Source organism: Sphingobium sp. TA15, assembly GCF_037101235.1.
In the GTDB taxonomy this organism is placed as follows: domain Bacteria; phylum Pseudomonadota; class Alphaproteobacteria; order Sphingomonadales; family Sphingomonadaceae; genus Sphingobium; species Sphingobium indicum.
Genome location: NZ_AP025355.1, coordinates 2667683 through 2690124, shown reverse-complemented (window position 1 = coordinate 2690124; position 22442 = coordinate 2667683). Strand labels below are relative to the sequence as shown.

General features: G+C 66.6%; 28 protein-coding genes. 19 read left to right on the top strand and 9 right to left on the bottom strand.

The genetic code is table 11. The features are described 5' to 3' along the window. Nucleotides 1-15: 15 nt before the first annotated feature. The 6 genes from Sj15T_RS13385 (at nt 16) to Sj15T_RS13360 (ending at nt 5583) form a co-directional block, all read left to right on the top strand. Nucleotides 16-318, top strand: a complete 303-nt coding sequence (locus tag Sj15T_RS13385) for a hypothetical protein (RefSeq protein WP_013041477.1) — start codon at nt 16-18, stop codon at nt 316-318. Between the two features lie 129 nt (nt 319-447). After that, the gene (locus Sj15T_RS13380) at nt 448-897 is read left to right on the top strand and encodes a MarR family transcriptional regulator (protein WP_338756120.1); all 450 of its coding nucleotides are present in this window, start codon (nt 448-450) and stop codon (nt 895-897) included. Nucleotide 898: 1 nt separating this feature from the next. Continuing rightward, nucleotides 899-2959, top strand: coding sequence for an FUSC family protein (locus Sj15T_RS13375; RefSeq protein ID WP_013041472.1), 2061 nt, complete (start codon nt 899-901; stop codon nt 2957-2959). Next, nucleotides 2956-3171: a DUF1656 domain-containing protein gene (locus Sj15T_RS13370; RefSeq protein WP_007689534.1), complete on the top strand. Its 216-nt coding sequence runs from the start codon at nt 2956-2958 to the stop codon at nt 3169-3171. The genes Sj15T_RS13375 and Sj15T_RS13370 overlap by 4 nt, the downstream gene beginning before the upstream one ends. Continuing rightward, nucleotides 3168-4082 carry an efflux RND transporter periplasmic adaptor subunit gene (locus tag Sj15T_RS13365; RefSeq protein ID WP_013041471.1) on the top strand — a complete coding sequence of 305 codons (915 nt, stop codon included), beginning with the start codon at nt 3168-3170 and terminating at the stop codon, nt 4080-4082. Before Sj15T_RS13370 ends, Sj15T_RS13365 begins: the two co-directional genes overlap by 4 nt. Before the next feature lie 127 nt (nt 4083-4209). Beyond that, on the top strand, nt 4210-5583 hold the full coding sequence (locus Sj15T_RS13360) for an efflux transporter outer membrane subunit (protein ID WP_013041470.1): 1374 nt from the start codon (nt 4210-4212) through the stop codon (nt 5581-5583). A gap of 159 nt (nt 5584-5742) precedes the next feature. Here the strand turns inward: Sj15T_RS13360 and pal are convergent, their stop codons facing one another. From pal to ybgC, 6 genes are all read right to left on the bottom strand, one after another. Beyond that, a complete protein-coding gene (gene pal / locus Sj15T_RS13355; RefSeq protein WP_007689541.1) occupies nt 5743-6255 on the bottom strand; it encodes a peptidoglycan-associated lipoprotein Pal in 513 nt (170 codons plus the stop codon). Between the two features lie 71 nt (nt 6256-6326). Further along, complete coding sequence (gene tolB / locus Sj15T_RS13350; RefSeq protein WP_041386652.1) at nt 6327-7658, bottom strand: Tol-Pal system beta propeller repeat protein TolB; 1332 nt, start codon at nt 7656-7658, stop codon at nt 6327-6329. A 107-nt stretch (nt 7659-7765) separates the two neighbouring features. Then, nucleotides 7766-8680, bottom strand: a complete 915-nt coding sequence (locus Sj15T_RS13345) for a hypothetical protein (protein ID WP_013041468.1) — start codon at nt 8678-8680, stop codon at nt 7766-7768. 18 nt (nt 8681-8698) lie between these two features. After that, on the bottom strand, nt 8699-9157 hold the full coding sequence (gene tolR, locus Sj15T_RS13340; RefSeq protein ID WP_013041467.1) for a protein TolR: 459 nt from the start codon (nt 9155-9157) through the stop codon (nt 8699-8701). Between the two features lie 118 nt (nt 9158-9275). Then, entirely contained in the window at nt 9276-9995 is a 720-nt protein-coding gene (tolQ, locus tag Sj15T_RS13335; RefSeq protein ID WP_013041466.1) for a protein TolQ, read from the bottom strand. Next, nucleotides 9992-10462 carry a tol-pal system-associated acyl-CoA thioesterase gene (gene ybgC, locus Sj15T_RS13330; protein WP_007684321.1) on the bottom strand — a complete coding sequence of 157 codons (471 nt, stop codon included), beginning with the start codon at nt 10460-10462 and terminating at the stop codon, nt 9992-9994. Before ybgC ends, tolQ begins: the two co-directional genes overlap by 4 nt. Nucleotides 10463-10638: 176 nt before the next feature. On the opposite strand from ybgC, the gene Sj15T_RS13325 reads away from it, so the two are divergent. Beyond that, a complete protein-coding gene (locus Sj15T_RS13325; RefSeq protein ID WP_013041465.1) occupies nt 10639-11517 on the top strand; it encodes a 3-hydroxybutyryl-CoA dehydrogenase in 879 nt (292 codons plus the stop codon). 17 nt (nt 11518-11534) lie between these two features. Here the strand turns inward: Sj15T_RS13325 and pspF are convergent, their stop codons facing one another. Beyond that, nucleotides 11535-12551 (bottom strand): phage shock protein operon transcriptional activator, encoded by a 1017-nt coding sequence (gene pspF, locus Sj15T_RS13320; RefSeq protein WP_013041464.1) that lies wholly within the window; start codon nt 12549-12551, stop codon nt 11535-11537. A 175-nt stretch (nt 12552-12726) separates the two neighbouring features. On the opposite strand from pspF, the gene Sj15T_RS13315 reads away from it, so the two are divergent. From Sj15T_RS13315 to Sj15T_RS13275, 9 genes are all read left to right on the top strand, one after another. Next, nucleotides 12727-12900 carry a hypothetical protein gene (locus Sj15T_RS13315; protein ID WP_007684324.1) on the top strand — a complete coding sequence of 58 codons (174 nt, stop codon included), beginning with the start codon at nt 12727-12729 and terminating at the stop codon, nt 12898-12900. A 38-nt stretch (nt 12901-12938) separates the two neighbouring features. After that, nucleotides 12939-13607 carry a phage shock protein PspA gene (gene pspA, locus Sj15T_RS13310; RefSeq protein ID WP_013041463.1) on the top strand — a complete coding sequence of 223 codons (669 nt, stop codon included), beginning with the start codon at nt 12939-12941 and terminating at the stop codon, nt 13605-13607. Nucleotides 13608-13610: 3 nt separating this feature from the next. Further along, nucleotides 13611-13877, top strand: a complete 267-nt coding sequence (gene pspB / locus Sj15T_RS13305) for an envelope stress response membrane protein PspB (RefSeq protein WP_007684328.1) — start codon at nt 13611-13613, stop codon at nt 13875-13877. Between the two features lies 1 nt (nt 13878). Beyond that, complete coding sequence (gene pspC / locus Sj15T_RS13300) at nt 13879-14253, top strand: envelope stress response membrane protein PspC (RefSeq protein ID WP_013041462.1); 375 nt, start codon at nt 13879-13881, stop codon at nt 14251-14253. A gap of 130 nt (nt 14254-14383) precedes the next feature. Next, on the top strand, nt 14384-14521 hold the full coding sequence (locus Sj15T_RS13295; RefSeq protein WP_013041461.1) for a hypothetical protein: 138 nt from the start codon (nt 14384-14386) through the stop codon (nt 14519-14521). 31 nt (nt 14522-14552) lie between these two features. Then, the gene (locus Sj15T_RS13290) at nt 14553-14804 is read left to right on the top strand and encodes a hypothetical protein (RefSeq protein ID WP_007684332.1); all 252 of its coding nucleotides are present in this window, start codon (nt 14553-14555) and stop codon (nt 14802-14804) included. A gap of 28 nt (nt 14805-14832) precedes the next feature. Further along, the gene (locus tag Sj15T_RS13285; RefSeq protein ID WP_013041460.1) at nt 14833-15066 is read left to right on the top strand and encodes a hypothetical protein; all 234 of its coding nucleotides are present in this window, start codon (nt 14833-14835) and stop codon (nt 15064-15066) included. A gap of 129 nt (nt 15067-15195) precedes the next feature. Continuing rightward, entirely contained in the window at nt 15196-15618 is a 423-nt protein-coding gene (locus Sj15T_RS13280) for a SufE family protein (protein WP_013041459.1), read from the top strand. 64 nt (nt 15619-15682) lie between these two features. After that, complete coding sequence (locus Sj15T_RS13275) at nt 15683-16177, top strand: hypothetical protein (RefSeq protein WP_013041458.1); 495 nt, start codon at nt 15683-15685, stop codon at nt 16175-16177. A 100-nt stretch (nt 16178-16277) separates the two neighbouring features. On the opposite strand, the gene ggt is transcribed toward Sj15T_RS13275, so the two are convergent. Continuing rightward, nucleotides 16278-17978, bottom strand: coding sequence for a gamma-glutamyltransferase (ggt, locus tag Sj15T_RS13270; RefSeq protein WP_041386155.1), 1701 nt, complete (start codon nt 17976-17978; stop codon nt 16278-16280). Between the two features lie 48 nt (nt 17979-18026). Further along, nucleotides 18027-19076, bottom strand: a complete 1050-nt coding sequence (locus Sj15T_RS13265) for a quinone-dependent dihydroorotate dehydrogenase (protein WP_013041456.1) — start codon at nt 19074-19076, stop codon at nt 18027-18029. 469 nt (nt 19077-19545) lie between these two features. Between Sj15T_RS13265 and Sj15T_RS13260 the strand changes: the two genes are divergently transcribed. The 3 genes from Sj15T_RS13260 to sufB all read left to right on the top strand — a co-directional run bounded on the left by Sj15T_RS13260 (nt 19546) and on the right by sufB (nt 22428). After that, nucleotides 19546-20376 (top strand): helix-turn-helix domain-containing protein, encoded by an 831-nt coding sequence (locus tag Sj15T_RS13260; protein WP_013041454.1) that lies wholly within the window; start codon nt 19546-19548, stop codon nt 20374-20376. 106 nt (nt 20377-20482) lie between these two features. Next, nucleotides 20483-20947: an Rrf2 family transcriptional regulator gene (locus Sj15T_RS13255; protein WP_013041453.1), complete on the top strand. Its 465-nt coding sequence runs from the start codon at nt 20483-20485 to the stop codon at nt 20945-20947. Further along, nucleotides 20944-22428 carry a Fe-S cluster assembly protein SufB gene (gene sufB, locus Sj15T_RS13250; protein ID WP_013041452.1) on the top strand — a complete coding sequence of 495 codons (1485 nt, stop codon included), beginning with the start codon at nt 20944-20946 and terminating at the stop codon, nt 22426-22428. The genes Sj15T_RS13255 and sufB overlap by 4 nt, the downstream gene beginning before the upstream one ends. Nucleotides 22429-22442 lie beyond the last annotated feature (14 nt).

The window sequence follows — 22442 nt, the reverse complement described above, 5'->3', positions numbered from 1 at the left end:
TAAAGGAGAAGTGCTATGGCAGCAGTGGACGGCGCCTATGATTGCGTGGCGAAGACCCCGATGGGCGACCAGAACGGCGTGCTGACCGTCATCAGTTCCGGGGACAGTTTCCACGGCACCTTCGCGGGCATGATGGGTTCGCTCGACGTGGCGGACGGCAAGGTCGACGGCAACAAGCTGGTCTGGAAGATGAACATGACCATCCCCATGCCGATGACGCTGGAATGCGAGGCGGAGGTGAGCGGCGACAGCATCACCGGCACGATGCAGCTTGGCGCCTTCGGCGCGGCGGGCTTCTCCGGCACGCGCCGGGCCTGACGGTTCGATAGCGACAGGAAGGGGGCGGGGAACAGAATTCCCCGCCCCCTTCCTATTCCTCCCCATCTCCCGAATAGGGAGGATTGAAAAATGACTTGACGAAATCCATTAGTTAGCTATCTAAGAAAAATGTCCCGATCCGAACTGAAGCGCATCCTCGCGCACAAGCTGCCCCAGGTATCGCGCCAATGGCGGCAACTGGCCGATCTGGCGCTGGCGGAGTTCGGCGTATCCAACAGCGCGGGCTGGTGCCTCATCTATCTCGACCGGCTCGGCCCGGATGCGCGGCAGGCCGACCTGGCGGAGGAATTGGGCATCGCCCAGCCCTCGCTGGTGCGGACGCTGGACCAGTTGCAGGCGGCGGGCCTTGTCGAGCGCGTGCCCAATCCCGACGATCGCCGCTCGAACCGCGTCGCCTTCACGGCGGAGGGAAAGGAACTGGTGGGCCAGATCGAGGCCCGGCTGGCCAATTTGCGGCGCGAACTGCTGGAGGGCGTGCCCGACACCGCCGTCGAAATCCTCGTCAACCTGCTGGGCCTGCTGGAACGGCGCATGGCCGAGCGGCGGGGGCAGTGCTGACATGAAGGCCTTTGGCGAGCGCATCGGCTGGCCGGCCGCGCTCTTCTCCCTCAAATGTTTCGCGGCGGCGATGCTGGCGCTCTATGCGGCGCTCAGCATCGGGCTGGAACGGCCCTATTGGGCCTTCCTCACCAGCTATATCGTCGCCCAGCCGCTGGCGGGCGCGGTGATTTCCAAGGCGGTGTTCCGCACCATCGGCACGCTGACCGGCGCGGTCTTTTCGGTCGCTATCGTGCCGCCGCTGGTCAATTCCCCCGAACTGCTGTCGCTGGCCATGGCCTCATGGGTTGCGGCCTGCGTCTATATCTCCCTGCTCGACCGGACGCCGCGATCCTACATGTTCGTGCTGGCGGGCTACAGCGCCTGCCTGATCGTCTTTCCCGACGTCGACACGCCCCAGGCCATCTTCACCGTGGCCACGCTGCGCGTGCAGGAAATCATCCTGGGCATCCTGTGCGGCAGCCTGGTCCACGGCGTCGTCTTCCCCGGCTCCATCACCGACCTGCTGCTGGCGCGGGTGCAGGCGATGCTGCGCGACGCCGAACGCTGGTCCCATGACGCCATCGCGCTGGAGCCAGTGGAGGGGCTGGCGCAGGAACGCCGCCGCCTGGCGCAGGACATCACCGAACTGCACCAGATGTCGGTGCACCTGCCCTTCGACATCAGCCGCCTGGCCCCCCGCGTGCGCACGGTGCGGGCGATGCAGGACCAGCTTTCCCTGCTGCTGCCGCTGGGCGCGGCGGTGGAGGACCGTCTGGCGATGCTGAAGGCGGCCAGCGGCGGAAAGGTGCCGCCGCCGGTCCGGAAGCTGATCGCCGACATCCGCGCCTGGATCGTCGACCCCGGCGAGGATATTGCCGCCCGCACGGCGGCGGCGGACGCGCTGATCGCCCGCTGCGCCGCACTGGAGCCCGCGGCGCGGGAGGAGATGGGCTGGGCGGAGATGATGCGCCTCAGCCTGTTCGCCCGGCTGGCCACGCTGATCGCGGCGCATCGCGACTGCCGCGACCTTTACGACCAGATGGTGACCCACAGGCGCGAGGCGGTGAGTCCCCGCGTCGGCGAATTGCTGGAGGGGCGGCGCAACCGCGAACTGCACAGGGATCATGTCGGGGCGGCCCGCGGCGCCTTTGGCGCCTTCGTCACCATCGCATTGGGTTGCGCCCTGTGGATCGGCAGCGGGTGGAGGGACGGCGGCACGGCGGTGATGCTGGCGGGCGTGTTCCTTTCCCTGTTCGCCGGGTCGGACAATCCGCTGGCCCCGCTCAAGGGCTTCATGATCGGCACCATCGCCGCTTCGCTGATCGGCGCGGTCTATGGCTATGTCATCATGCCGCGCCTGGACGGGTTCGCCATGCTGGCGGCGGCCTATGCGCCGGTGCTGCTGCTGCTGGGCACGATGATGGCGTCGCCCCGCTGGATGGGCATCGCCCTGCCGACATTGCTGGGGCTGGGCAGCCCGGTGCTGCTGTCGGACCGTTACCGGGACGCATTCGCCGCCTATGCCAACGGCACGGTGGCGCAGTTGGTCGGCCTCTGGTTCGCCATCGTCATGGCCGGGCTGTTGCAGTCGGCAGGCGTCGAGCGGGCGATCCGGCGCACGGTGCGGGCGGGCTGGAACGACATAGCCAATCGCGCCACGCTGATGACGCCGCCCGACGTGCGCGGCTGGATCAACCGGATGCTGGACCGCATCGCGCTGCTCGCCCCCCGTCTGGCGGCGACCCGGTCGGACAGCGGGCGACCGCTCTACGATGCGTTGCGCGACCTTCGGACCGGGGTCGCCATCGGCGAGTTGCGGCAATTGCGGCTGGACCTGCCCGCCGATGAAGCCGCGCCGCTGGCCGATGTGCTGACCGGGGTGGGCGCGCATTATCGCGGGCTGGACCCGGACGCGCCCGCGCCCGCTCGCCCGGCCCTGCTCGCCGACATCGACCACGCGATCGGCGACCTGTCCCGCAATCCCAGCGCCGCGATCCGGCGGCAGGCGATCCTCGCGCTGGTCAGCCTGCGCCGCAACCTGTTCCCGGAGAGCGAAGGCTATCGGAGGGCCGTTGCATGACCGGAGAAATCGCCCTGGGCGGCGTCTATGTCCCGACGCTTTTATTGTTGGCGCTGGTCGCGCTGGTCCTGAGCTGGGGCGTGACCCGGCTGATCGGCGCCTTCGGCCTCTACCGTTTCCTCGCCTATCGGGCGGCGGTCGACCTCAGCATCTTCGTGCTGATGCTGGGCGCGCTCGCCATCCTCGTCCCCACCCTTGGAATCCGCCTATGAACCGCCCCTTTTCAACATTGGCCGCCACGCTGGGCCGCAGCGCCGCCACCATCGTCGTCGTCATCGCCGCCCTGCTGGCGGCCATATGGATGTGGAATCATTATGAGCGCAGCCCCTGGACCCGCGACGGGCGGGTGCGCGCCGATGTGGTGCGGGTGACGCCCGACATTGGCGGGCTGGTGACGTCCGTCGCCGTGCACGACAATCAGGCGGTGAAGGCGGGCGACCTGCTGTTCGTGATCGACCGGCCCCGCTATGCGCTGGCGGTGGAGCAGGCGGAGGCGCGGATCGCCAGCGCGAAGGCGACATTGGGCCAGGCCCGGCGGGAGGCGACCCGCGACGTGGCCCTGGGCGATCTGGTGGCCAAGGAGGCGCATGAGCAGAATGTCGCCCGCGTCGCCACGGCGCAGGCCGCGCTGGCCGAGGCGATGAGCGCGCGGGACGCCGCCGCGCTGAACCTGAAACGGACGCAGGTGGTGGCTTCGGTCAACGGCGTCGTCACGAACCTGGACCTGCATCCGGGCGATTTCGTCGCCGCGGGCCAGCAGGCGATGGCCCTGGTCGACCGCGACAGCCTGCGCGTCGAGGGCTATTTCGAGGAAACCAAGCTGCCGCTGGTCTGCATCGGCGCGCCGGTGACGGTCCGGCTGATGGGCGAGGCGCAGGATCTGCACGGGCGGGTCGACAGCATCGCCTATGGCATCAACGACAGCAGCCGTTCGGATTCGGGCAATCTGCTCCCCACGGTCGAGCCGACCTTCTCCTGGGTGCGCCTGGCCCAACGCATTCCGGTGCGGGTGAAGCTGACCCACATACCGGCGGAGGTGAAGCTGATCGCCGGTCGCACCGCCACCGTGACCATCGAACCGGCGCGGAAGAACGCAAAGCCGGGACAGTGCCGCCATGCGTAACGCCCTGCCTTCTGGCGCTTCCCTTCCTCCGTTCGGGCTGAGCCTGTCGAAGCCCTTTTCCTTCTTGAGAAGCCGCCAGCCTTCACCAGAAGAGAGCGGGCCCAGGACAAAGATATGCGCGCCCCTGATGGCCCTCGCCCTGACCGCCTGCGCCACCGCAGGCCCGGACTACCGCCCGCCGGAAAAGTCCGCCGCAACCGCCCCCGCCGTGCAGGGCGCCTTCCTGTCGGCGCAGGACGCCCGCTTCAGCAATGCCGAACTGCCCGACCATTGGTGGCGGCTCTATGACGATCCCCGGCTGGACGCGCTGGTCGAACAGGCGCTCGCCGCCAACACCGACCTGCGCGTGGCCGACGCGAACCTCAGCGCGGCGCAGGCCGTGCTGCGCGAGGCGGAGGCCGGACGGACCGTCGGCACCACCGTCAGCGGCGGAGCCACCCTGGCCCGGCCCTCCGGCACGGCGGAGAGCCTGCCGGGCGTGGTCGGCTATGATCTGGGCCTTTCCGCCTCCTATCCGCTCGACCTCAACGGCCGGATCAGGCGCGCCATAGAGGCGAGCGCCGCCGATGTCGAAGCCGTGGCGGCCGCGCGCGACTATGTGCGGGTCGGCGTGGCGGCGGCGACGGCCAGGGCCTATGCGCAGGTCTGCGCCGCCAACTATTCGCTGGCCGTCAACCGCCGCGTCGTGGCCCTGCAAAGGGAAACTCTCAACGCCACCCAGCGGCTGTTCAAGGGTGGTCGCGGCACCGCCTTCGATGTCAGCCGCGCGCAGGCGGCGGTCGACGCCAGCGAGGCCGGTCTGCCCGCCTTCGCGGCGCAGCGGCAGGGCGGGCTATATCTGCTGGCGACCCTGCTGGGCCGCGCCCCGGCGGATTATCCGAAGGACGTGGAGGATTGCGCGACCCTGCCGATGCTGCACGCGGCCCTGCCCGTGGGCGACGGCGCGGCGCTGATCCGGCGGCGGCCCGACATCCGGCAGGCGGAACGCGGCATCGCCGCCGACACCGCCCGCGTCGGCGTGGCGACGGCCGACCTCTATCCGCAGATCGGCATCGGCGGATCGCTGGGCCTTTCCGGACCGCTCAGGAGCGCGGGTTCGGGCACCAGCTTCGGCATGAGCCTGGGGCCGCTGCTGAGCTGGAGCTTCCCCAACCGCCCCGTCGTCAGGGCGCGGATCGCGCAGGCCGACGCGCAGGTGCAGGCCGATCTCGCCCGCTTCGACGGCATAGTGCTGGATGCGTTGCGCCAGACCGAGACCGCGCTGGAAAGCTACCGCCGCCATGCCGACCAGACGGCGGCGCTGGACCGGGCGCGGGACAGCGCGGGCATCTCGGCGGCGCAGGCGGGCAAGCTGTTCCGCTTCGGACGGGGCGATTTCCTGTCCCTGCTGGACGCGCAGCGCTCGCTCGCCAATGCGGAGGCGTCGGCGGCGGCGGCGCGGGTGCAACTGGTGCAGGACCAGATCGCGATCTTCCTGGCCCTGGGCGGCGGCTGGTCCTGAGTCGAGCCGTGTTCCTGCGCAGGCAGGAACCCAGTTCGACGTTGAAACTGGACTCCCGCCTGCGCAGGAGCATGTCGCGCTTCCCCCAAAAAAGAAAACCCGCCGATCCGAAGGGACCGGCGGGTCATGAAGCTGGCGCGACCCCAATGCTTCACAGGATCAATATTGGACGGTGACCGTCACCGCGCGCCGGTTCTGCGCCCAGGCGGCCTCGTCCGAACCCAGCGCGGCGGGGCGTTCCTTGCCGTAGCTGACGGTGGTGATGCGCCCCGCGTCGATGCCCAGCGAAGCGAGATAGTTCTTCGCGGCATTGGCCCGGCGCTCGCCCAGCGCGATGTTGTAGTCGCGGGTGCCGCGCTCGTCGGCATGCCCTTCGATGGTCACGCGGACATTGGGGTTCTGCTGCAACCAGGCGGCCTGGCTCTGCAATATCTGCTGGTCCTGCGCGTCGACATCATATTGGTCGGTGTCGAACAGGATGCGGTCCGACGATACGGAGGCGACGAAATCCTCCTGGCTGCCCTTGACCGGGCCGGAGGGCGTGGCCGGCCCGCCGGTCTGCGCGGAAGCATCGCCGCCGGGCGCGGGCGGCAGTTCCTGCGGCGGCTTCTTCGAGCAGGCGGCAAGAGCCACGATGGCGGTCGCCATCAGCAAGGGACGGGAAAGTTTCATCGGGTTGCTCCTCAACACAGGGTCTAAAGTCGTTACGCAGTCAGGACGTTTCGGTTCCGATCTGATGCAGATTAAGGCAGCAGCGGACCCCAAGCCGGGTCGGAACCGCTGAGCGGCGTCGGGATGCGCCGTTCGTTCACCCCGGTCAGGTCGACCTGCCACACCTGGCTGCTCCCCTCCCGGCCCGGCGTGGTGCGGAAGAATTGCAGCACGCGGCCATTGGGCGACCAGCTCGGCTGTTCGTCCTGCCAGCCATTGGTCAGGATGCGCTCATTGTCGCCGCTGGGGGTCATCACCGCGATCTTGAAGTCGCCGGAAATCTTGGTGAAGGCGATCAGGTCGCCGCGCGGGCTCCATTCCGGCGTCGCATAGCGGCCGCCGCCATGGCTGATCCGGCGCTGGCCCGAACCGTCGGCGTTCATCACATAGATTTGCTGGCTGCCCGAACGGTCGCTTTCGAAGACGATCTGGCGGCCGTCGGGGGAATAGCTGCCGCCGACGTCGATGCCCGGCGCGGTGGTCAGGCGTTGCGGCGCGCCGCCGGTGGCGGATACGCGATAAATGTCGGTATTGCCCGCGATGGCCATGGAAAAGAGGATGCTGCGCCCATCAGGCGACCAGCGCGGCGCGAAGGTCGCATTGCTGCTCTCCGTCACCAGCCGCTGCTTGCCCGTGCCGATGTCGTAGACATAGATGCGCACCCGGTTGTTCAGGTAGCTCACATAGACGATCGACTTGTAATCGGGCGAGAAGCGCGGCGTCAGCGCGATCGACTGGCCATTGGTGATGAAGCGGTGGTTGGCGCCGTCCGAATCCATGATGGCCAGGCGCTTGGTGCGGTTCCCCTTGGGTCCGCTCTCCGCGATATAGGCGATGCGGCTGTCGAAGAAGGGGCTTTCGCCCGACAGCCGCGCATAGATGGCGTCGGCGCATTTATGCGCGGCCCGCCGCCAGTCGCGCGGGCTGACGACATAGCCCTGCCGCGTCAATTCCTGCTTCAACGCCACGTCGTAGAGATAGCAACCGACGGTGATGTCCGCCTCGCCCCCCGTGGTGCGCACGAACCCCTGCACCAGCGCCTGATAGGCGCCCCATTTGTCATAGGCGGGGCTGGTGACTTCGGGGAAGGCGATGGTCGGGATGCCGTTCGGCCCGGAAGGATCGAACAGGCCCGACCCTTTGAGGTCCGACGCGATCACTTCCGCGATCTTGCGCCCCAGTTCGGTCGAGGAACCGGCGGGGGTGGAGACTTCCGCCTGCGCGGGCAGCGCGGGAACCACGATCTTGAGGCTGCTGTCGATGTCCCCGGTCACGTCGACCGACAATTGGGCCAGAGCGGGGGTCGCTCCCAGAAGAAGCCCAGCCGCGAGCGAGGCGAGGCCCCGCAAGCGGCGCGACCGGATCATCCTCCCCCGTGCTCCTGCGAAGGCAGGAGCCCAGTCCCGAACTCCGAACTGGGCTCCTGCCTTCGCAGGAGCACGATTCCCCTTAAGCCAGAGCTTCAAGCTGTTCATCGTGCCTTCCTCGCATAGACTCGCAGTGGGCTGAGCCACTTCCATTGTTCATAATATTCAGTCGGCAGCCCCTTGAACGGGGACGCCCGCAACACCGCCTGAACCGCGCGTTCCTTGTAGATCGAGACCTGGGGCCGATTGCTGGCATTGATGCCCTGGACGTCGATGACCTCAGGCGTTCCGATCACGCGGCCATTGCGGTCCAGCTTGACGTCCAGAAACGCCACCAGCAATTCCACGTCCGCGCCCGACGGAAGGTTCAAATATCGATATATCTGATCGCCGATCAAACGGTCCAGCGCGGCCTTCTGCGCCGGTCCCATGGCGGCGGCGGGCGGCGGCGCGGGCTTGCGCGGCGCGTCGGCCTCGGTATCGATGCCTTTCAGGAAATCCTTGCCCAGCAACGATCCCTTGGGCTTTTCCGCCTTGCCCTGACCCGAAGCGCGGGCAGGGGCATTGGGCTTCGGCCTGGCCGCGGGCTTTTGCGACGCCTTGGCCGGCGCGGCGGCGGCGGGCTTGGGTTTTTCCGGCGCGGGCTTCGGCTTGGCGGCGGGCGCCGTCTTTTTCGGCGGCGCGGGCTTGGCGGGCGCAGGCTTCGCCACCGGCCTGGGCGGCGCGGGCCTGGGTGCGGGCGGGGCGGGCGTCGGCTGGGGCGCGGGTTCGGGCTCCGGCGCGGGCGCGGCGTCCTCGGTCGGGCCTTGCTCCGGCGCGACGCTGGGCGGGGGCGGCTGGGTCGACACCTGCGGCGCGGTCGATTTCAGCGCTACCTCGTCCACCAGGCTGACGTCCATCGGCGGCGAGTTCAATTTCAGCGGATTGGGAGTAGCCAGAAAACCGGACGACAGCAGGCCGAACAGCAGCACATGTCCCGCCGTCGCCACCCCCAGGCCGATTTTCTCCGCGCGATCCATTGCCAAAGCCTATGGCCCCTATTCTGAACCGCTGCTTGCAGCTTCGGAGCCGGTGCTGACCAGCGCGACCTTGTTCAGGCCCGCCCGGTTCAACTCGCCCATGACCAGCATCACCCGGCCATAGTCCAGCCCCTTGTCGGCGCGCAGGAATATCTGCGGCGGATCGGCCTTGCCCGCATTGGCGGACATGATCTCCGCCAGGCGGCCGGGCAGCTCCGCGTCGCTGATCTGCGCGTCGTCGATGAAGACGCCCCCGTCCCGGTCGATGGACACCACGGTCGGCTTCTGGTCCTGGTCCAGCCCCTTGGCGCGGGTTTCGGGCAGGTTCACCGGCACGCCCGTCACCAGCAAAGGCGCCGTCACCATGAAGATGATCAGCAGCACCAGCATCACGTCGACCAGCGGCGTGACGTTGATGTCCGCCATCGGCGCGCGCCCGCGCCCGCGACGCGCGGAAGGAGGTCCGGACATGGCCATTACAGGCGTCCCCCTTTTCCCGTCATGCCAGCGAAAGCTGGCATCTCAGGCCGGATAGGGCGGCGCTTGAGGCACGAGATCCCAGCCTTCGCCGGGATGACGATGTTTGCGAACAGCGTCACCGCTGCGCCTCCAGTTCCCGGCTCAGCGTCGAATAGAAGCCGTCGGCAAAGCGCGTCAGCCCCGATTCCATCCGGTTGATGCCATGGCTGAAGCGGTTGTAGGCGATCACCGCCGGAATCGCCGCGAACAGGCCGATGGCGGTGGCGAACAGCGCCTCCGCAATGCCCGGCGCGACGACCGCCAGGCTGCTGTTCTGCTCCGCCGCGATGCTGGTGAAGGCGCGCATGATGCCCCACACCGTGCCGAACAGCCCGACGAAGGGCGCGACCGACCCGATGGTGGCCAATATGTTCAGCCGGTCCGACAGCCGGTCGACCTCCGCCGCGATGGTGCTGGACATGGCGGTCGACAGCCGGTCGCGGGTGCCCTCCCGGTCGATCACCTTCTGCGCGGTGGAGCGGCGCCATTCGGTGACGCCCGCGGCCATCACCCTGGCGGCGGGGAATTCGGACTTGCCCCGCGCCTCGTAGAAGCGGTCGATATCCTCCGCCTTCCAGAAATCCTGTTCGAAGGCGCGGCTTTGTCTGCTCGCCTTGCGCAGCGTGAAGCTGAAGCCGATGATCATCGCCCAGGTCCAGATGCTGGCCAGCAGCAGGCCCAGCATCACCACCTTCACGACGATGTCGGCCTGAAGGAACAGGGCCAGCGGCGAAATGGTGGCGGCTTGCGCGGCACTGCCGACAGCAAGGCCAACGTCGGGCATCGAAAGGCTCATGGGCGGATGTCTTCCCCTCTCATCAAACGGCTGAAAATGTCGATCCAGGGCTTGGGTTGCCGGCGCGGGCGGCCCTGGGGCGTCAGGAAGGCGACGGAAACATCGCCCTCCGTCAGTAATTCCTCACCGCGCATGACCCTCTGATGAATGGAACATGAAGCGGCGCCCACCTTCGTGACGCGGCTCACCACCATCAGGTCGTCGTCCAGCCGGGCGGGGCGGCGATACTGCAATTGCAGGTCGGTGACGGCATAGACGCCCTCGCCCCCCTCCAGATTGCCGCGCTGGTCGATCCCGGCGATGCGCAGCATGTCCGACCGCGCCCGCTCCATATAGCGCAGATAATTGGCGTGATAGACCAGCCCCGAAAGATCGGTGTCCTCGAAATAGACGCGCAGCGGGAAGTGATGCTCGGCGGCGATGAACCTTCCGGTTGCCGGCGCGGGCAGCGGGTCTGAAACGGACATGCCGGGGCTTTTAACCATCAAGCAGGCAGGGCGCAAAGCGGGAAATCGCAGAAATCGGCACTCCGCCGACCGTCCGGGGCTTTCCGTCCGCTTTCCCGCCGCGCGGAAGCTCTGGCGGCCTGCCCGCCATGGCGCTAGGGGCTGGCGAAGAGGATTCGGCAGGAGGGTTTTCGGCGATGAAGGATATTCGGACCGTGGGCGTGATCGGCGCGGGCCAGATGGGCGCGGGCATCGCGCAGGTGGCGGCGCAGGCGGGATATGAGGTGATCCTGTCGGACGTCGACCTGCCGCGCGCGCAAAAGGGCCGCGACGGCATCATCCGCCTGCTCGCCAAGGCGGTGGAGAAGGGCAAGCTGGCGCAGGCCGACGCCGACGCCGCCATCGCCCGGATCGCGCCGGCGGGCGACATCGCCCCGCTGGCCGCCTGCCAGTTGGTGATAGAGGCCGCGACCGAACGGGAAGAGATCAAGCGCACCATCTTCGCCAATGTCGGCGCGCTGCTGGCGCAGGACGCGATCCTGGCGTCCAACACCTCCTCCATCCCGATCACCCGGCTGGCGCAGGCCGCGCCCGACGCCAGCCGCTTCGTCGGCGTCCATTTCTTCAACCCGGTGCCGGTGATGGCGCTGGTGGAGGTCATTCGCGGCCTCGCCACCAGCCCTGAAACGGTGACGGCGGTGGAGGGCTTCGCCGCCAGCCTGGGCAAGCAGGTGGTCCACGCCTTCGACGCGCCGGGCTTCGTGGTGAACCGTATCCTGCTGCCGATGCTGAACGAAGCGATCTTCGCGCTGGGCGAGGGCGTGGGCAGCGTCGTCGACATCGACAAGGGCGTGATGCTGGGCCTCAACCATCCCATGGGCCCGCTGACGCTGGCGGATTTCGTCGGCCTGGATACCTGCCTGGAGATCTGCAAGGTGCTTCAGGGCACGACCGGCGACCCCAAATACCGCCCCGCGCCGCTGCTGGTGAAATATGTCGAGGCAGGCTGGCTCGGCCGCAAGACCGGCAAGGGCTTCTACGACTATTCCGGCGCAGAACCCGTGCCGACGCGGTGATGAAGGGCCACGTAGCGCTACCCCGCGCTCAACCCATGCTTCTTCATGCAATGGCGAAGCTGGTCATAGCTCAGCCCCAAGCCCTTCGCCGTCGCCCGCTGGTTGTAGCGAAACCGCTCCAGCGCCGCCCGCACGATCGCCGCCTCATGCGCGTCGACCGCCGATTTCAGGTCCGTGACCGCCTCATGCCCGTTCGCCGCCGCCACCGATGACGGCGCAGGAACCGCCTCGACCTTCGCAACCGTCATGGGCCTGGGCTTCCACGGCGAGGCGAAGGGATCGAACATGATCGCCGCGACCGGCCGCCCCGGCTCGTTCCAGCGATAGACCGCCCGCTCCACCACATTGCGCAGTTCGCGCACATTGCCGGGCCACTCATGCGCCTCCAGCTCGGCCATGCAGGCGGCGGAAAAGCCCGGCCATTGCGGCCAGCCGATCTCGGCCGCCATGCGCCGCCCGAAATGATCCGCCAGCACCGCCACATCCCCCTCCCGCGCCCGCAGCGGCGGCAGGGTGATGACCTCGAAACTCAGCCGGTCCAGCAGGTCGGGCCGGAACCGCCCGGCATCGGCGGCGGCGGGCAGGTCTTCGTTGGTCGCCGCGACGATGCGCACGTCGACGGTCATGGGTTTGGACGCGCCGATCCGCGTCACCTCCCCATATTCGATCACGCGCAGCAACCGCTCCTGCGCCGCCATGGACAGCGTGCCCAGTTCGTCCAGGAACAATGTGCCGCCGTCCGCCTCCTCGAACCGTCCCGCCCGCGCCCGCGCCGCGCCGGTGAAGGCGCCCTGCTCATGGCCGAACAGTTCCGCCTCGATCAGCGTTTCGGGCAAGGCGGCGCAGTTCATGACGATCAGCGGTTCGCCCCAGCGCGGCGACAGGCGATGAAGGCGCTCGGCGATCAGTTCCTTGCCCGTCCCGCGCTCCCCGATCACCAGCACCGGCCGGTTGAGTTCGGCGGCGCGCCCGGCCTGCTCGACCGCATCCAGAAAGGCCAGCGACTGGCCGACGAACTGGGTATTTTTCTCCATGCCCAACTTATGGTGAAATTTCCCACCTTTCGGCAAGCCTTATTCTTGAACGCCCGTAAAAGACCGCGAATTTCCGCCATTTCCAGAAATTGGCACGGCTTCTGCAATATCGAATGCCGAAGCCGCTGACCGATCAAGCGGCACGATATGAAGGCCAAGGTTCAGGAGTTTCAACATGGAAAAGCAAAGCAACAGCGTCCGCGAAATCGGCCAGTTCCTGTCCGTCGCCATCGCCTCCGTCCTGTTCGGATCGACCCTGATCCTTTCGGCGGTCGGCCCGGCCCGCGCCAGCGAAACGCCGCTGCTCGTGAACCCCGAATGCCCCGCGGCCTTGCACTATCTGGCGTAAGGCCCGCCACACAAGTTCGTACCAGGAGTGAAGTTCAAATGGGTATTTTCTCCCGCACCCGCGACATCATCGCCGCCAATGTCACCGACCTGCTCGACCGGGCGGAAGATCCGGCGAAGATGATCCGCATGATCATCCTCGAAATGGAAGAGACGCTGGTGGAGGTGCGCGCCTCCGCCGCCCGCACTATCGCCGACCAGAAGGAGATGCGCCGCCACATCGCCAAGCTGGAGGGGCTGCAGCATAGCTGGACGGAAAAGGCCCAGCTTGCGCTGAGCAAGGACCGCGAAGACCTCGCCAAGGCCGCGCTGGTCGAAAAGCAGAAGGCGGCCGACATGGCCGAACAGCTTTCGCACGAAATCGCGGTGCTGGACGAAGCCCTGCATGCCTCGGAAGAGGATATCGCCAAGCTCCAGGCCAAGCTGCGCGAGGCCCGCGCCCGCCAGAACAGCCTTGTGACCCGCATGGAAAGCGCCCAGAATCGCCTGCGCGTCCGCGAAGCCTATGCCGGAGAGAAGGTGAACGACGCCTTCGCCCGCTTCGACATGCTGGAACGCAGGGTCGACATGGCCGAAGGGCGCGCCGATGCCGCGACCCTGGGCCAGCAGCCCAAGACGCTGGAGGAGGAGATCGCCGAGTTGCAGGCGTCCGACAAGGTCGACGCCGAACTCGCCGCCCTGAAGGCCAGCATGCAGAAGGGAGAATGACGCATGGAGGACGTGTTCCTGCCCATCATGATCTGCGGCATGCTGTTCATCGGCATGCCCTGGCTGATCTTCCACTATGTCACCAAATGGAAGCAGGCGCCCAAGATCACCGATGAGGATGAGCGGCTGCTGGACGAGCTTCACCTGCTCGCCCGGCGGCTGGAGGAGCGGCTGATGACGGTCGAACGGATCGTCGCCGCCGACAATCCCGATTTCCGCCCTTCGCGTCCGCAGGAGACGGACGATTACAGCTTCGACCGGAGGAACTGACATGAGCGCCCGCCGCACCAAATTCTACCTCGACAAGCAGAACGGCAAGTTCATGGGCGTTTGCGCCGGAATCGCCGACTATACCGGGATCGACGTGGTCTGGGTCAGGGTCGCGATGTTCCTGTCCTTCTTCATCATCGGCTGGACGCTGCTCGCCTATTTCGCCATCGGCGTGATCGCGGACAACAGGCCGTCGGGCCTCTATGCCGACCGGGACGACGAGAAATTCTGGCAGGGCGTGCGCGCCAATCCGGCGCGCTCCACCCGCGACGTGCGGTCCAAGTTCCGCGACATCGACCGCCGCCTGGCCGACATCGAAACCTACTACACCAGCCGCAACACCCGGCTGGCGGAAGAGATCGACAGCCTGCGCTGACGGAATTGCGCGCCCCACGCCGTTTATCGAACAGGCTGGGGAGCCCGTCGAAAAATCGGCCGATTTGTCTGAGAAATCGAACATCTGATAGGCCGCGCCCATTGGGGGAGCGGAAGGAGGGAGGTCTGCCATGCCGGAACGAAACGCCCGGCTCCGCGCCGAACTCGGATCGATGAAGGACAGGCTGGCCGTGGTCGAGCGCATCGGGACCGATGAAAGTCACGCATTGAACAGGGAAATCGAGCGTCTGCGCGGCCCCGCCAACTGAAGGGCCCCCCGCTCAGCAAGGGAAAAAAGTCATGAATCCGTTTGAAATGGTCGTCGCCATCGTCGCCATAGCGGCAATCGCCAGCGTCGTTCGCGCCAAATATGGCATCGTCCGCCGCCACAAGGGCGAGGAACTGGTCCAGCGCGGCCCCGATCCGGAAGCCGAACGGCTCCGGGCGGAGGTGAAGGCGCTCAAGGACCGGGTCGCCGTGCTGGAACGGCTGGCGACGGACAGCAGCACCGCGCTGGAGCGCGAATTCGACAGGCTTCGGGACCGCGACTGACGCGGCCCATCATCACAGGGAGGACGATATGCAGGACCCCCTCATCACCTTGACATTGGCGGTCGCGGCCCTGACCGGGCTCGCCATCGTCGCCGTCACCGCCCTGCGCGGCTGGAACGGCTGGCTGGACCTGAAGCGCGCCGAACTGGCGCAGCGGACGGACGAAGCCGCGCCGCCCTCCACCGCGACCCGGATCGAGGTGGCCGACCTCAAGGAACGCATCCGCAAGCTGGAAGCCATCGCCGCCGGCGTCGATCTATAATCCCAAATATTCCCCCTCCCGCAAGCGGGAGGGGGCCAGGGGTGGGCGCGAGCGCAGCGAGCCATCCGCCCCATCCGGACAGCACCCACCCGGCGGGATAATGCTTCCCCCACCCGATTTTCCCCCTATATGGCGGCCATGAGCCAACCGCCCGTCCTTGCCGACCTGGTCGAAGAATATGAATTTCTCGACGCCGACGACCGCTATCGCCTGCTGATCGACCTGGGCAAGGCGCTGGAACCCATGCCCGATGCGCTCAAGACCGACGCGACGCTGGTGCGCGGCTGTTCGGCGGCGGTGTGGGTCTATCCGACCGTGCTGGAGGACGGGCGCCTCCATTTCCTGGCCGACAGCAACGCCGCCATCACCAAGGGGATCATCGCCCTGGTGCTGCTGACCGTGCAGGACCAGCCGCCCGCCGCCATCGCCCGAACCGACATCGAATCCGCGCTCGCGCCCTTCGACCTGCGCAACCAGCTCAGTTCCAACCGGACGCAGGGCATCCCCAACATGATCGCGCTGATCCGGGAAACCGCCGCCCGCTATCGCTGAGCGGAGGGAAACCCCGCCGCGCCGACGCGTTCTCCTCCCGTAACGACGGGCAAGGAGAGAAGAGATGCGCACCCTTTGGGCACTGGCCGCCATGGGACTGGTCGCGGCCTGCTCCTCGCCGGAGGACAAGGCGCCGACGCAGCGCGACCGGATCGGGCAGGTCTGGAAATATGAGGGCGGCGAGGGCGGAAAGCCCAAGGTCGCCTATATCGGCAGCGCCAACAGCGTGCAGACCATGACGGCGGCCGACACTTTCGGCGTGCTGCTTGTCCAGCCCATGCAGGAGGGCGGGGCGGACGTGACGGTCAAGCTGGTCGGCGCGCCCTTCACCTGCGACCTCTCGGACTGCAAGGTCATGGCGATCACGGATGACGGCAAGACCCATGAATGGAAAGGCCGGATGACGGAGAACAAGGATGGCATCGAAATCCTGCCCGCCGCCAAACCCTATGACGCGATCAAGGACGGCAAGACGCTCAAGGTGAATCTGGTCGTGGGACCGAAGGACAAGACATTTCCCTTCGAATTCAACGTCGCCGGGCTGGATTTGAAGGGATAGTTCGCCCCAGCCACGCCGTGTTCCTGCGAAGGCAGGAACCCAGTTCCGCCGTCTGGACTGGGTTCCTGCCTTCGCGGGAACACGGCGCGCTGAAAAGGCTTCACTCCTGCAGCGAAACCCCCGGACTGCGCGGATCGGCGCCGCCGACCCAATGCCCGTCCGCCATCCGCTCCGCCGCATTGGCCTTCAATCCGAAGCGGCTGATCGACACCTTGTGCCCCATCTTCTCCAGCGGCGCCTTCATCGCCTCCAGCGACGTGCCCTGCTCCAGCACCAGCCCCTCCTTATCGAAGAACTGGAACCCCAGCGCGATCGAATCCTGCGCCGACAGCCCCCAGTCGAAATGCGCGATCAGCGCCTTCGCCACCTGCATGATGATGGTCTTCCCCCCGGCCGCGCCGACGGTGAAGACCGGCGTCCCCGCCGCGTCATAGACGATGGTCGGCGACATGGAAGATAACGGCCGCTTGCCCGGCTCCACCCGGTTGGCGACCGGCGCGCCGTCCTTTTCCGGCGTGAAGCTGAAATCGGTCAGTTCATTGTTCAGGATCACGCCATTGGCGATCAACTGGCTGCCGAAGAAGCTCTCTATGGTGGATGTCCAGGCGGCGATGTCGCCATTCCTGTCCACCGCGACGAAATGGCTGGTGCCCGATTCGGGCTGGGGCAGGGCGGCGGTGCGCTTCTCCGCCCCCGGCGGCGTGCCGGGACGATAGTCGTTCAGCGCCCTGCCCATGGAAATCAGCGCAGACCGCTGCTTCAGATAATCCCGGTCGATCAACCCGCTGATCGGCACGGACACGAATTCCGGATCGCCCAGCCATGTCTCCCGGTCGGCATAGGCGAGCCGCATCGCCTCCCCGATGACATGCCAGGACCGGGGATCGTCCTTGCCCCATCGCGCCAGCGGGAATCGCTCCACCATGCCCAGCACCTGCAGCACGGTGATCCCGCCCGCCGAAGCCGGTCCCATGCCGCAGACCGTATAGGCGCGATAAGGGCCGCAGACCGGCTTGCGCGGCTTGGCCCGATAGCCCGCCAGATCGGCCTCCGTCACCGGCACCGGATTTTTCGGCGCATTGCTGACCGTTTCCGCGATCATCCGGGCATTCTCGCCCAGATAGAAGGCGTCCGGCCCCTCCGCCGCGATCCGCTTGAACAGGGCGGCCAGCGGCGGGTTCTTGAGGACCGTCCCCATCGGCGCGGGCTTGCCGTCGATCCAGAAATATTCCTGGATTTCCGGAAAATCGGCCCAGACCGGCGCCACCGCCTTCATCGCCGTGTCGAGCCTCTGCCGCACCTCGAACCCCTGTTCGGCATAGCGGATGGCCGGCTGGAACAGATCGGCCCAGGGCAGCTTGCCCCATTTGCGGTGCGCGTCCCAGGCCAGCCGCACATTGCCCGGCACGCCGACCGAATAGCCGCCCGGCCAGGCCTGGCGGAAGGGCAAAGGCTGGCCGTCCGCCCCCATGAAGCGGTCGGGCCGCGCCGCCGCCGGGGCCGCCTCCCGCCCGTCGATCGACTCCAGCACGCCGGTCCGCCCGTCATGATGCATGATGAATCCGCCGCCGCCGATGCCGCTGTTATGCGGCTCCACGACGTTCAGCGTCAGCATCATGGCGATGGCGGCGTCCGTGGCGCTTCCGCCCTTGCGCAATATCTCCTGCCCGGCCTCGGCGGCGCGGGGATCGGCGGCGGACACGGTGGCGTTGGCCGCGACCGGCTGCCGCGCCGCGAGCGGGGCGGGAAGGAGGGCGAAAAGGGCGAGGGGAGCCAACAGGCCGGAAAGGCGAGAAATCATGTCCGGCACCCTAATCGCTGCGTTGCGGTCTGCAACCCACAGGACGGATCAAGCGTCGATACCCACTATCTCGCTGATATTCTTCACCCCATCCCGCGCCATCAGCGCCTTCAGGCCGGCATTGATCCGTTTGGCCAGATACGGCCCTTCATAGACCAGCGCGCTGTAAAGCTGGATCAGGCTGGCCCCGGCGCGGAGGCGGGCATAGGCCTGCTCCGCATCGGCGATCCCCCCCACGCCGATCAGCGGCAGCCGCGTGCCCAGCGCCTTGCGGAAATCGCGCAGCCTTTGCAGCGCCGGATCGTGCAGCGGCGCGCCCGACAGGCCGCCTGCTTCCTTCGCCAGCGGAGACCGCAGCGAAGGCCGGGAAATGGTGGTGTTGGACACGATCAGCGCATCGATCCTGTGGTCGATGCAGGCGGCGGCAATATCCTCGACATCGGCCGGCTCCAGGTCCGGGGCGACCTTCAGGAAGATCGGCGTGCGATCCGTCCCCCGCGCCGCCATGACCGCGGCCAGCAACTGGTCCAGCGCCGCCCGGTCCTGCAGCGCGCGCAGGCCCGGCGTGTTGGGGGAGGAGATGTTGACCGTCAGATAATCGGCCAGCGGCGCCATGCAGGCGACGCCGGTCGCATAGTCCGCGATCCGGTCGGCCGCGTCCTTGTTGGCGCCGATATTGATGCCGATGACGGGGGTTTGTCCGTTGCTGCCCGCCCGCCGGCGCGTCGCGATCCGCTCTGCCGCCGCGGCCTGGCCGCCATTGTTGAACCCCATGCGGTTGATCACCGCCCGGTCCTCGGCCAGGCGGAACAGACGGGGCAGGGGATTGCCGGGCTGCGGCAGGGGGGTCAGCGTCCCCAGTTCGGCGAAACCGAAACCCAGGCCGTGCATCTTGTGCGCGACCAGCCCCTCCTTGTCGTAACCCGCCGCCAGGCCCACCGGATTGGGAAAGGCGATGCCGGCCACCGTCTGCGCCAGCATCGAATCGGCTTCCGGCATGGGCGGCGTCGGCATCAGGCGCAGCAATGCGATGGACAGGTTATGGGCGCGCTCGGCATCCAGCGCGAAGAAAAGGGGGCGGATCAGGCGATAGGACATGGCGGCGCTATGCCAGCACAGGGCCGTCCCGTCGAGTCGCTGTTGCAGCGCGGCAACAGTAAGGAAGGAACCACATTTCTTAACAAGATTCCCCGAGATTCGTCCCGTTTTGATCCGACCGATGTCCGATCCATCCAATAAAATTTCCCCGATTCGGACGTAAGAGAGTCTCGCGACCCGAAGGCTCTAGGCCATTTGGCTGACGAGACCTTTTCCTGACCCGGCGGTGAAAACCGCCGGGTCATTTTTTTCCGGGAACCGCCGGTTCATCGCCTTGGAACGAGACGGAAAATGGCGTTCCGTCCAGCATAGCCCCTTGCACCCCCACCCCGTTGGCGAGTATTGCATTCCGGGGTGAAATATGGGGTCGCATAAAGGCGAGGCGCCCGGGGGGGCTTCGAATATCACGGTAAGAGATGGTCATGCTCCGCTGTCCTATACCGTGGACGCGGCGCAGGGGTCCGTTCGGTTGCGCTATTTCGCGCCGCCCGAACAACTCAACGCCTATTTCGGCTCGCTCTACATCTTCACTGAAACGGCCGATCAATATTCCGACGTGACCCGCGCGGACGTGCCCCAACTTCGCTTCATGCTCGACAATAGCGGCGATTATCATTTCCATGACGGAACGATTTTGCCGACGCCGGAGGTGTGCCTGCTGGGGCCGACCATGGGCGCGACGCGCTTCGACCTGAGGGGGGCGGGCCGGGTGGTCGGCATTTCGCTGCTGCCCGCCGGATGGATCGCGCTGCATGGCGGCGATGCCAGCACGCTCACCGACCGCGTGCAGGAAATGGTCGACCTTCCCGGCTATCGGGATCTTCTCGAACAGCTCCGCGCCACCGACGATGCGGAGGAGATGGCGGCGCTCTGCTGGCCCTTCCTGCTGGAAAGGCTGGTGCCGTTGCCCGAATCGACATGGCGGCTGCTGGAGGCGGTGGACGGCTGGCTGATGGACGAAGGCTCCCCCCGGATCGAGACGCTGGCCGACATCACCGGCCTCTCGCCCCGCCAGCTCGCCCGGCTCACCAACAAATATTATGGTTGCCCGCCCAAGCTGCTGGCGCGCAAATATCGGGCGCTGCGGTGCAGCGCGCGGATCGCGCTGGACCATGAAAGCTGGCAGGCGCTGTGCGACGACGGGCGCTTCTACGACCAGTCGCATTTCATTCGGGAGATCAAGCATTTCATTGGCCTGACCCCGCACCAGTTGCAAACCGAACCCAGCGCCGTGGCCCAGCTTACCCTGCTGCGCCGCTCGCTGGGCGGGGACGTGGCCGTGATCAACCGTTTCAGCTAAGCCGCAGCCCCAAGCAAAAATGCCTTGATTCCGCGTGCGGGCGGGACCACATGCGCAATCGGATGGATTCGATCCGATTTGAGAATGGTTCGCAAGACATAGGGTCATGAGGCTTTCGAGTTTCGCAGATTATGCCGTGGTGCTGATGTCCGCCGCCGCCCGCCATTGTGGTGTGGCGAAGATGAACGCGACCACGCTTTCCGCCGAAACCGGAATCCCGCTGCCCACCGCGCAGAAGCTGGTGAGCCGCCTCTCGGCCGCGGGCCTGCTCGAATCGAGCCGGGGAACCGGCGGCGGCGTCCGCCTCAGCCGCCCGCCCGCCGCGATCACGCTGGCCGACGTGGTGGAGGCGGTGGAAGGCCCCATCGCCATGACCGCCTGCAGCGAAATGGGCGCGCATGACTGCTCGCTGGAGCAGGAATGCCGCATCCGCCCGCATATGAATGTGGCGAACAATGCGATCCGGTCGGCGCTCGCGGGCGTCACCATCGCCAGCCTTGCCAGAGAAGTCACCCCGCCTCCGTTCGTTTCGGGCGAGGTCGAGAAACGAGTTGCAGAGCAGACGCTATGACCGAAGAAGCCACCACCGTCCGCAACCTGGAAGCGCATGAGGCGGCCGAGCGCGCCTCTGCCTATGAACATGGCTGGTCCTCCGCTATCGAGCAGGATTTCGCGCCCAAGGGGCTGAACGAGGATACGGTCCGCTTCATCTCCGCCAAGAAGAAGGAGCCGGAATGGCTGCTGGAATGGCGGCTGAAGGCGTTTGCGATGTGGCAGCAGATGGAGTCGCCCGACTGGGCCAAGCTCAACATCCCGCCCATCGACTATCAGGACGCCTATTATTATGCCGAGCCGAAGAAGAAGGCGGAACTGGAGTCGCTGGACGAACTCGATCCGGAAATCCGCGCCACCTATGAGAAGCTGGGCATCCCCATCGCCGAACAGGAAGTCCTGGCCGGGGTGAAGAACAGCCGCAAGGTCGCGGTCGACGCGGTGTTCGACAGCGTCTCGGTCGCCACCACCTTCCGCAAGGAACTGGAGGAAGCGGGCGTCATCTTCCGCTCCATCAGCGAAGCGGTGCGCGAATATCCCGACCTGGTGAAGAAGTGGCTGGGGAAGGTCGTGCCGATGCACGACAATTATTTCGCCACGTTGAACTGCGCGGTCTTCTCCGACGGCACCTTCGTCTACATCCCGAAGGGCGTGCGCTGCCCGATGGAACTTTCCACCTATTTCCGCATCAACGCGGAAAATACGGGCCAGTTCGAACGCACGCTGATCGTCGCGGACGAGGGCAGCTATGTCTCCTATCTCGAAGGCTGCACCGCCCCGATGCGCGACGAGAATCAGCTCCATGCCGCCGTCGTCGAACTGGTCGCGCTGGACGATGCGGAGATCAAATATTCGACCGTCCAGAACTGGTATCCCGGCGACGAAAACGGCAAGGGCGGCATCTATAATTTCGTGACCAAGCGGGCGCTCTGCCAGGGGCGCAACAGCAAGGTAAGCTGGACGCAGGTCGAAACCGGCTCCGCCATCACCTGGAAATATCCCAGCTGCGTGCTGAACGGCGAGAACAGCGTCGGCGAATTCTATTCCGTCGCGCTCACCAACAATCTGCAACAGGCCGACACCGGCACGAAGATGATCCACAACGGCAAGGGCAGCCGCTCGACCATCGTGTCGAAGGGCATTTCGGCGGGCCGCAGCAACAACACCTATCGCGGCCTCGTCCGCGTCGCGCCGGGCGCGGAGGGCGTGCGCAACTTCACCCAGTGCGACAGCCTGCTGCTGGGCGACCAGTGCGGCGCGCATACGGTGCCCTATATCGAGGTGCGCAATCCTTCAGCCCAGATCGAGCATGAGGCGACCACCAGCAAGATCAGCGACGACCAGCTTTTCTACGCGATGCAGCGCGGCCTGGACCAGGAAGCCGCCGTCAGCCTGATCGTCAACGGCTTCGCCCGCGAAGTGCTGCAACAACTCCCGATGGAATTTGCGGTAGAGGCGCAGAAGCTGCTGGGCATTTCGCTGGAAGGGTCGGTCGGTTGAGAAGTCTGAACCCT

Coding starts and splice junctions, on each gene's coding strand:
- Sj15T_RS13385 (WP_013041477.1), top strand. CDS start 16: ATGGCAGCAGTGGACGGCGCCTATGATTGCGTGGCGAAGACCCCGATG.
- Sj15T_RS13380 (WP_338756120.1), top strand. CDS start 448: ATGTCCCGATCCGAACTGAAGCGCATCCTCGCGCACAAGCTGCCCCAG.
- Sj15T_RS13375 (WP_013041472.1), top strand. CDS start 899: ATGAAGGCCTTTGGCGAGCGCATCGGCTGGCCGGCCGCGCTCTTCTCC.
- Sj15T_RS13370 (WP_007689534.1), top strand. CDS start 2,956: ATGACCGGAGAAATCGCCCTGGGCGGCGTCTATGTCCCGACGCTTTTA.
- Sj15T_RS13365 (WP_013041471.1), top strand. CDS start 3,168: ATGAACCGCCCCTTTTCAACATTGGCCGCCACGCTGGGCCGCAGCGCC.
- Sj15T_RS13360 (WP_013041470.1), top strand. CDS start 4,210: ATGGCCCTCGCCCTGACCGCCTGCGCCACCGCAGGCCCGGACTACCGC.
- pal (WP_007689541.1), bottom strand. CDS start 6,255: ATGAAACTTTCCCGTCCCTTGCTGATGGCGACCGCCATCGTGGCTCTT.
- Sj15T_RS13345 (WP_013041468.1), bottom strand. CDS start 8,680: ATGGATCGCGCGGAGAAAATCGGCCTGGGGGTGGCGACGGCGGGACAT.
- tolR (WP_013041467.1), bottom strand. CDS start 9,157: ATGGCCATGTCCGGACCTCCTTCCGCGCGTCGCGGGCGCGGGCGCGCG.
- tolQ (WP_013041466.1), bottom strand. CDS start 9,995: ATGAGCCTTTCGATGCCCGACGTTGGCCTTGCTGTCGGCAGTGCCGCG.
- ybgC (WP_007684321.1), bottom strand. CDS start 10,462: ATGTCCGTTTCAGACCCGCTGCCCGCGCCGGCAACCGGAAGGTTCATC.
- Sj15T_RS13325 (WP_013041465.1), top strand. CDS start 10,639: ATGAAGGATATTCGGACCGTGGGCGTGATCGGCGCGGGCCAGATGGGC.
- pspF (WP_013041464.1), bottom strand. CDS start 12,551: ATGGAGAAAAATACCCAGTTCGTCGGCCAGTCGCTGGCCTTTCTGGAT.
- Sj15T_RS13315 (WP_007684324.1), top strand. CDS start 12,727: ATGGAAAAGCAAAGCAACAGCGTCCGCGAAATCGGCCAGTTCCTGTCC.
- pspA (WP_013041463.1), top strand. CDS start 12,939: ATGGGTATTTTCTCCCGCACCCGCGACATCATCGCCGCCAATGTCACC.
- pspB (WP_007684328.1), top strand. CDS start 13,611: ATGGAGGACGTGTTCCTGCCCATCATGATCTGCGGCATGCTGTTCATC.
- pspC (WP_013041462.1), top strand. CDS start 13,879: ATGAGCGCCCGCCGCACCAAATTCTACCTCGACAAGCAGAACGGCAAG.
- Sj15T_RS13295 (WP_013041461.1), top strand. CDS start 14,384: ATGCCGGAACGAAACGCCCGGCTCCGCGCCGAACTCGGATCGATGAAG.
- Sj15T_RS13290 (WP_007684332.1), top strand. CDS start 14,553: ATGAATCCGTTTGAAATGGTCGTCGCCATCGTCGCCATAGCGGCAATC.
- Sj15T_RS13285 (WP_013041460.1), top strand. CDS start 14,833: ATGCAGGACCCCCTCATCACCTTGACATTGGCGGTCGCGGCCCTGACC.
- Sj15T_RS13280 (WP_013041459.1), top strand. CDS start 15,196: ATGGCGGCCATGAGCCAACCGCCCGTCCTTGCCGACCTGGTCGAAGAA.
- Sj15T_RS13275 (WP_013041458.1), top strand. CDS start 15,683: ATGCGCACCCTTTGGGCACTGGCCGCCATGGGACTGGTCGCGGCCTGC.
- ggt (WP_041386155.1), bottom strand. CDS start 17,978: ATGATTTCTCGCCTTTCCGGCCTGTTGGCTCCCCTCGCCCTTTTCGCC.
- Sj15T_RS13265 (WP_013041456.1), bottom strand. CDS start 19,076: ATGTCCTATCGCCTGATCCGCCCCCTTTTCTTCGCGCTGGATGCCGAG.
- Sj15T_RS13255 (WP_013041453.1), top strand. CDS start 20,483: ATGAGGCTTTCGAGTTTCGCAGATTATGCCGTGGTGCTGATGTCCGCC.
- sufB (WP_013041452.1), top strand. CDS start 20,944: ATGACCGAAGAAGCCACCACCGTCCGCAACCTGGAAGCGCATGAGGCG.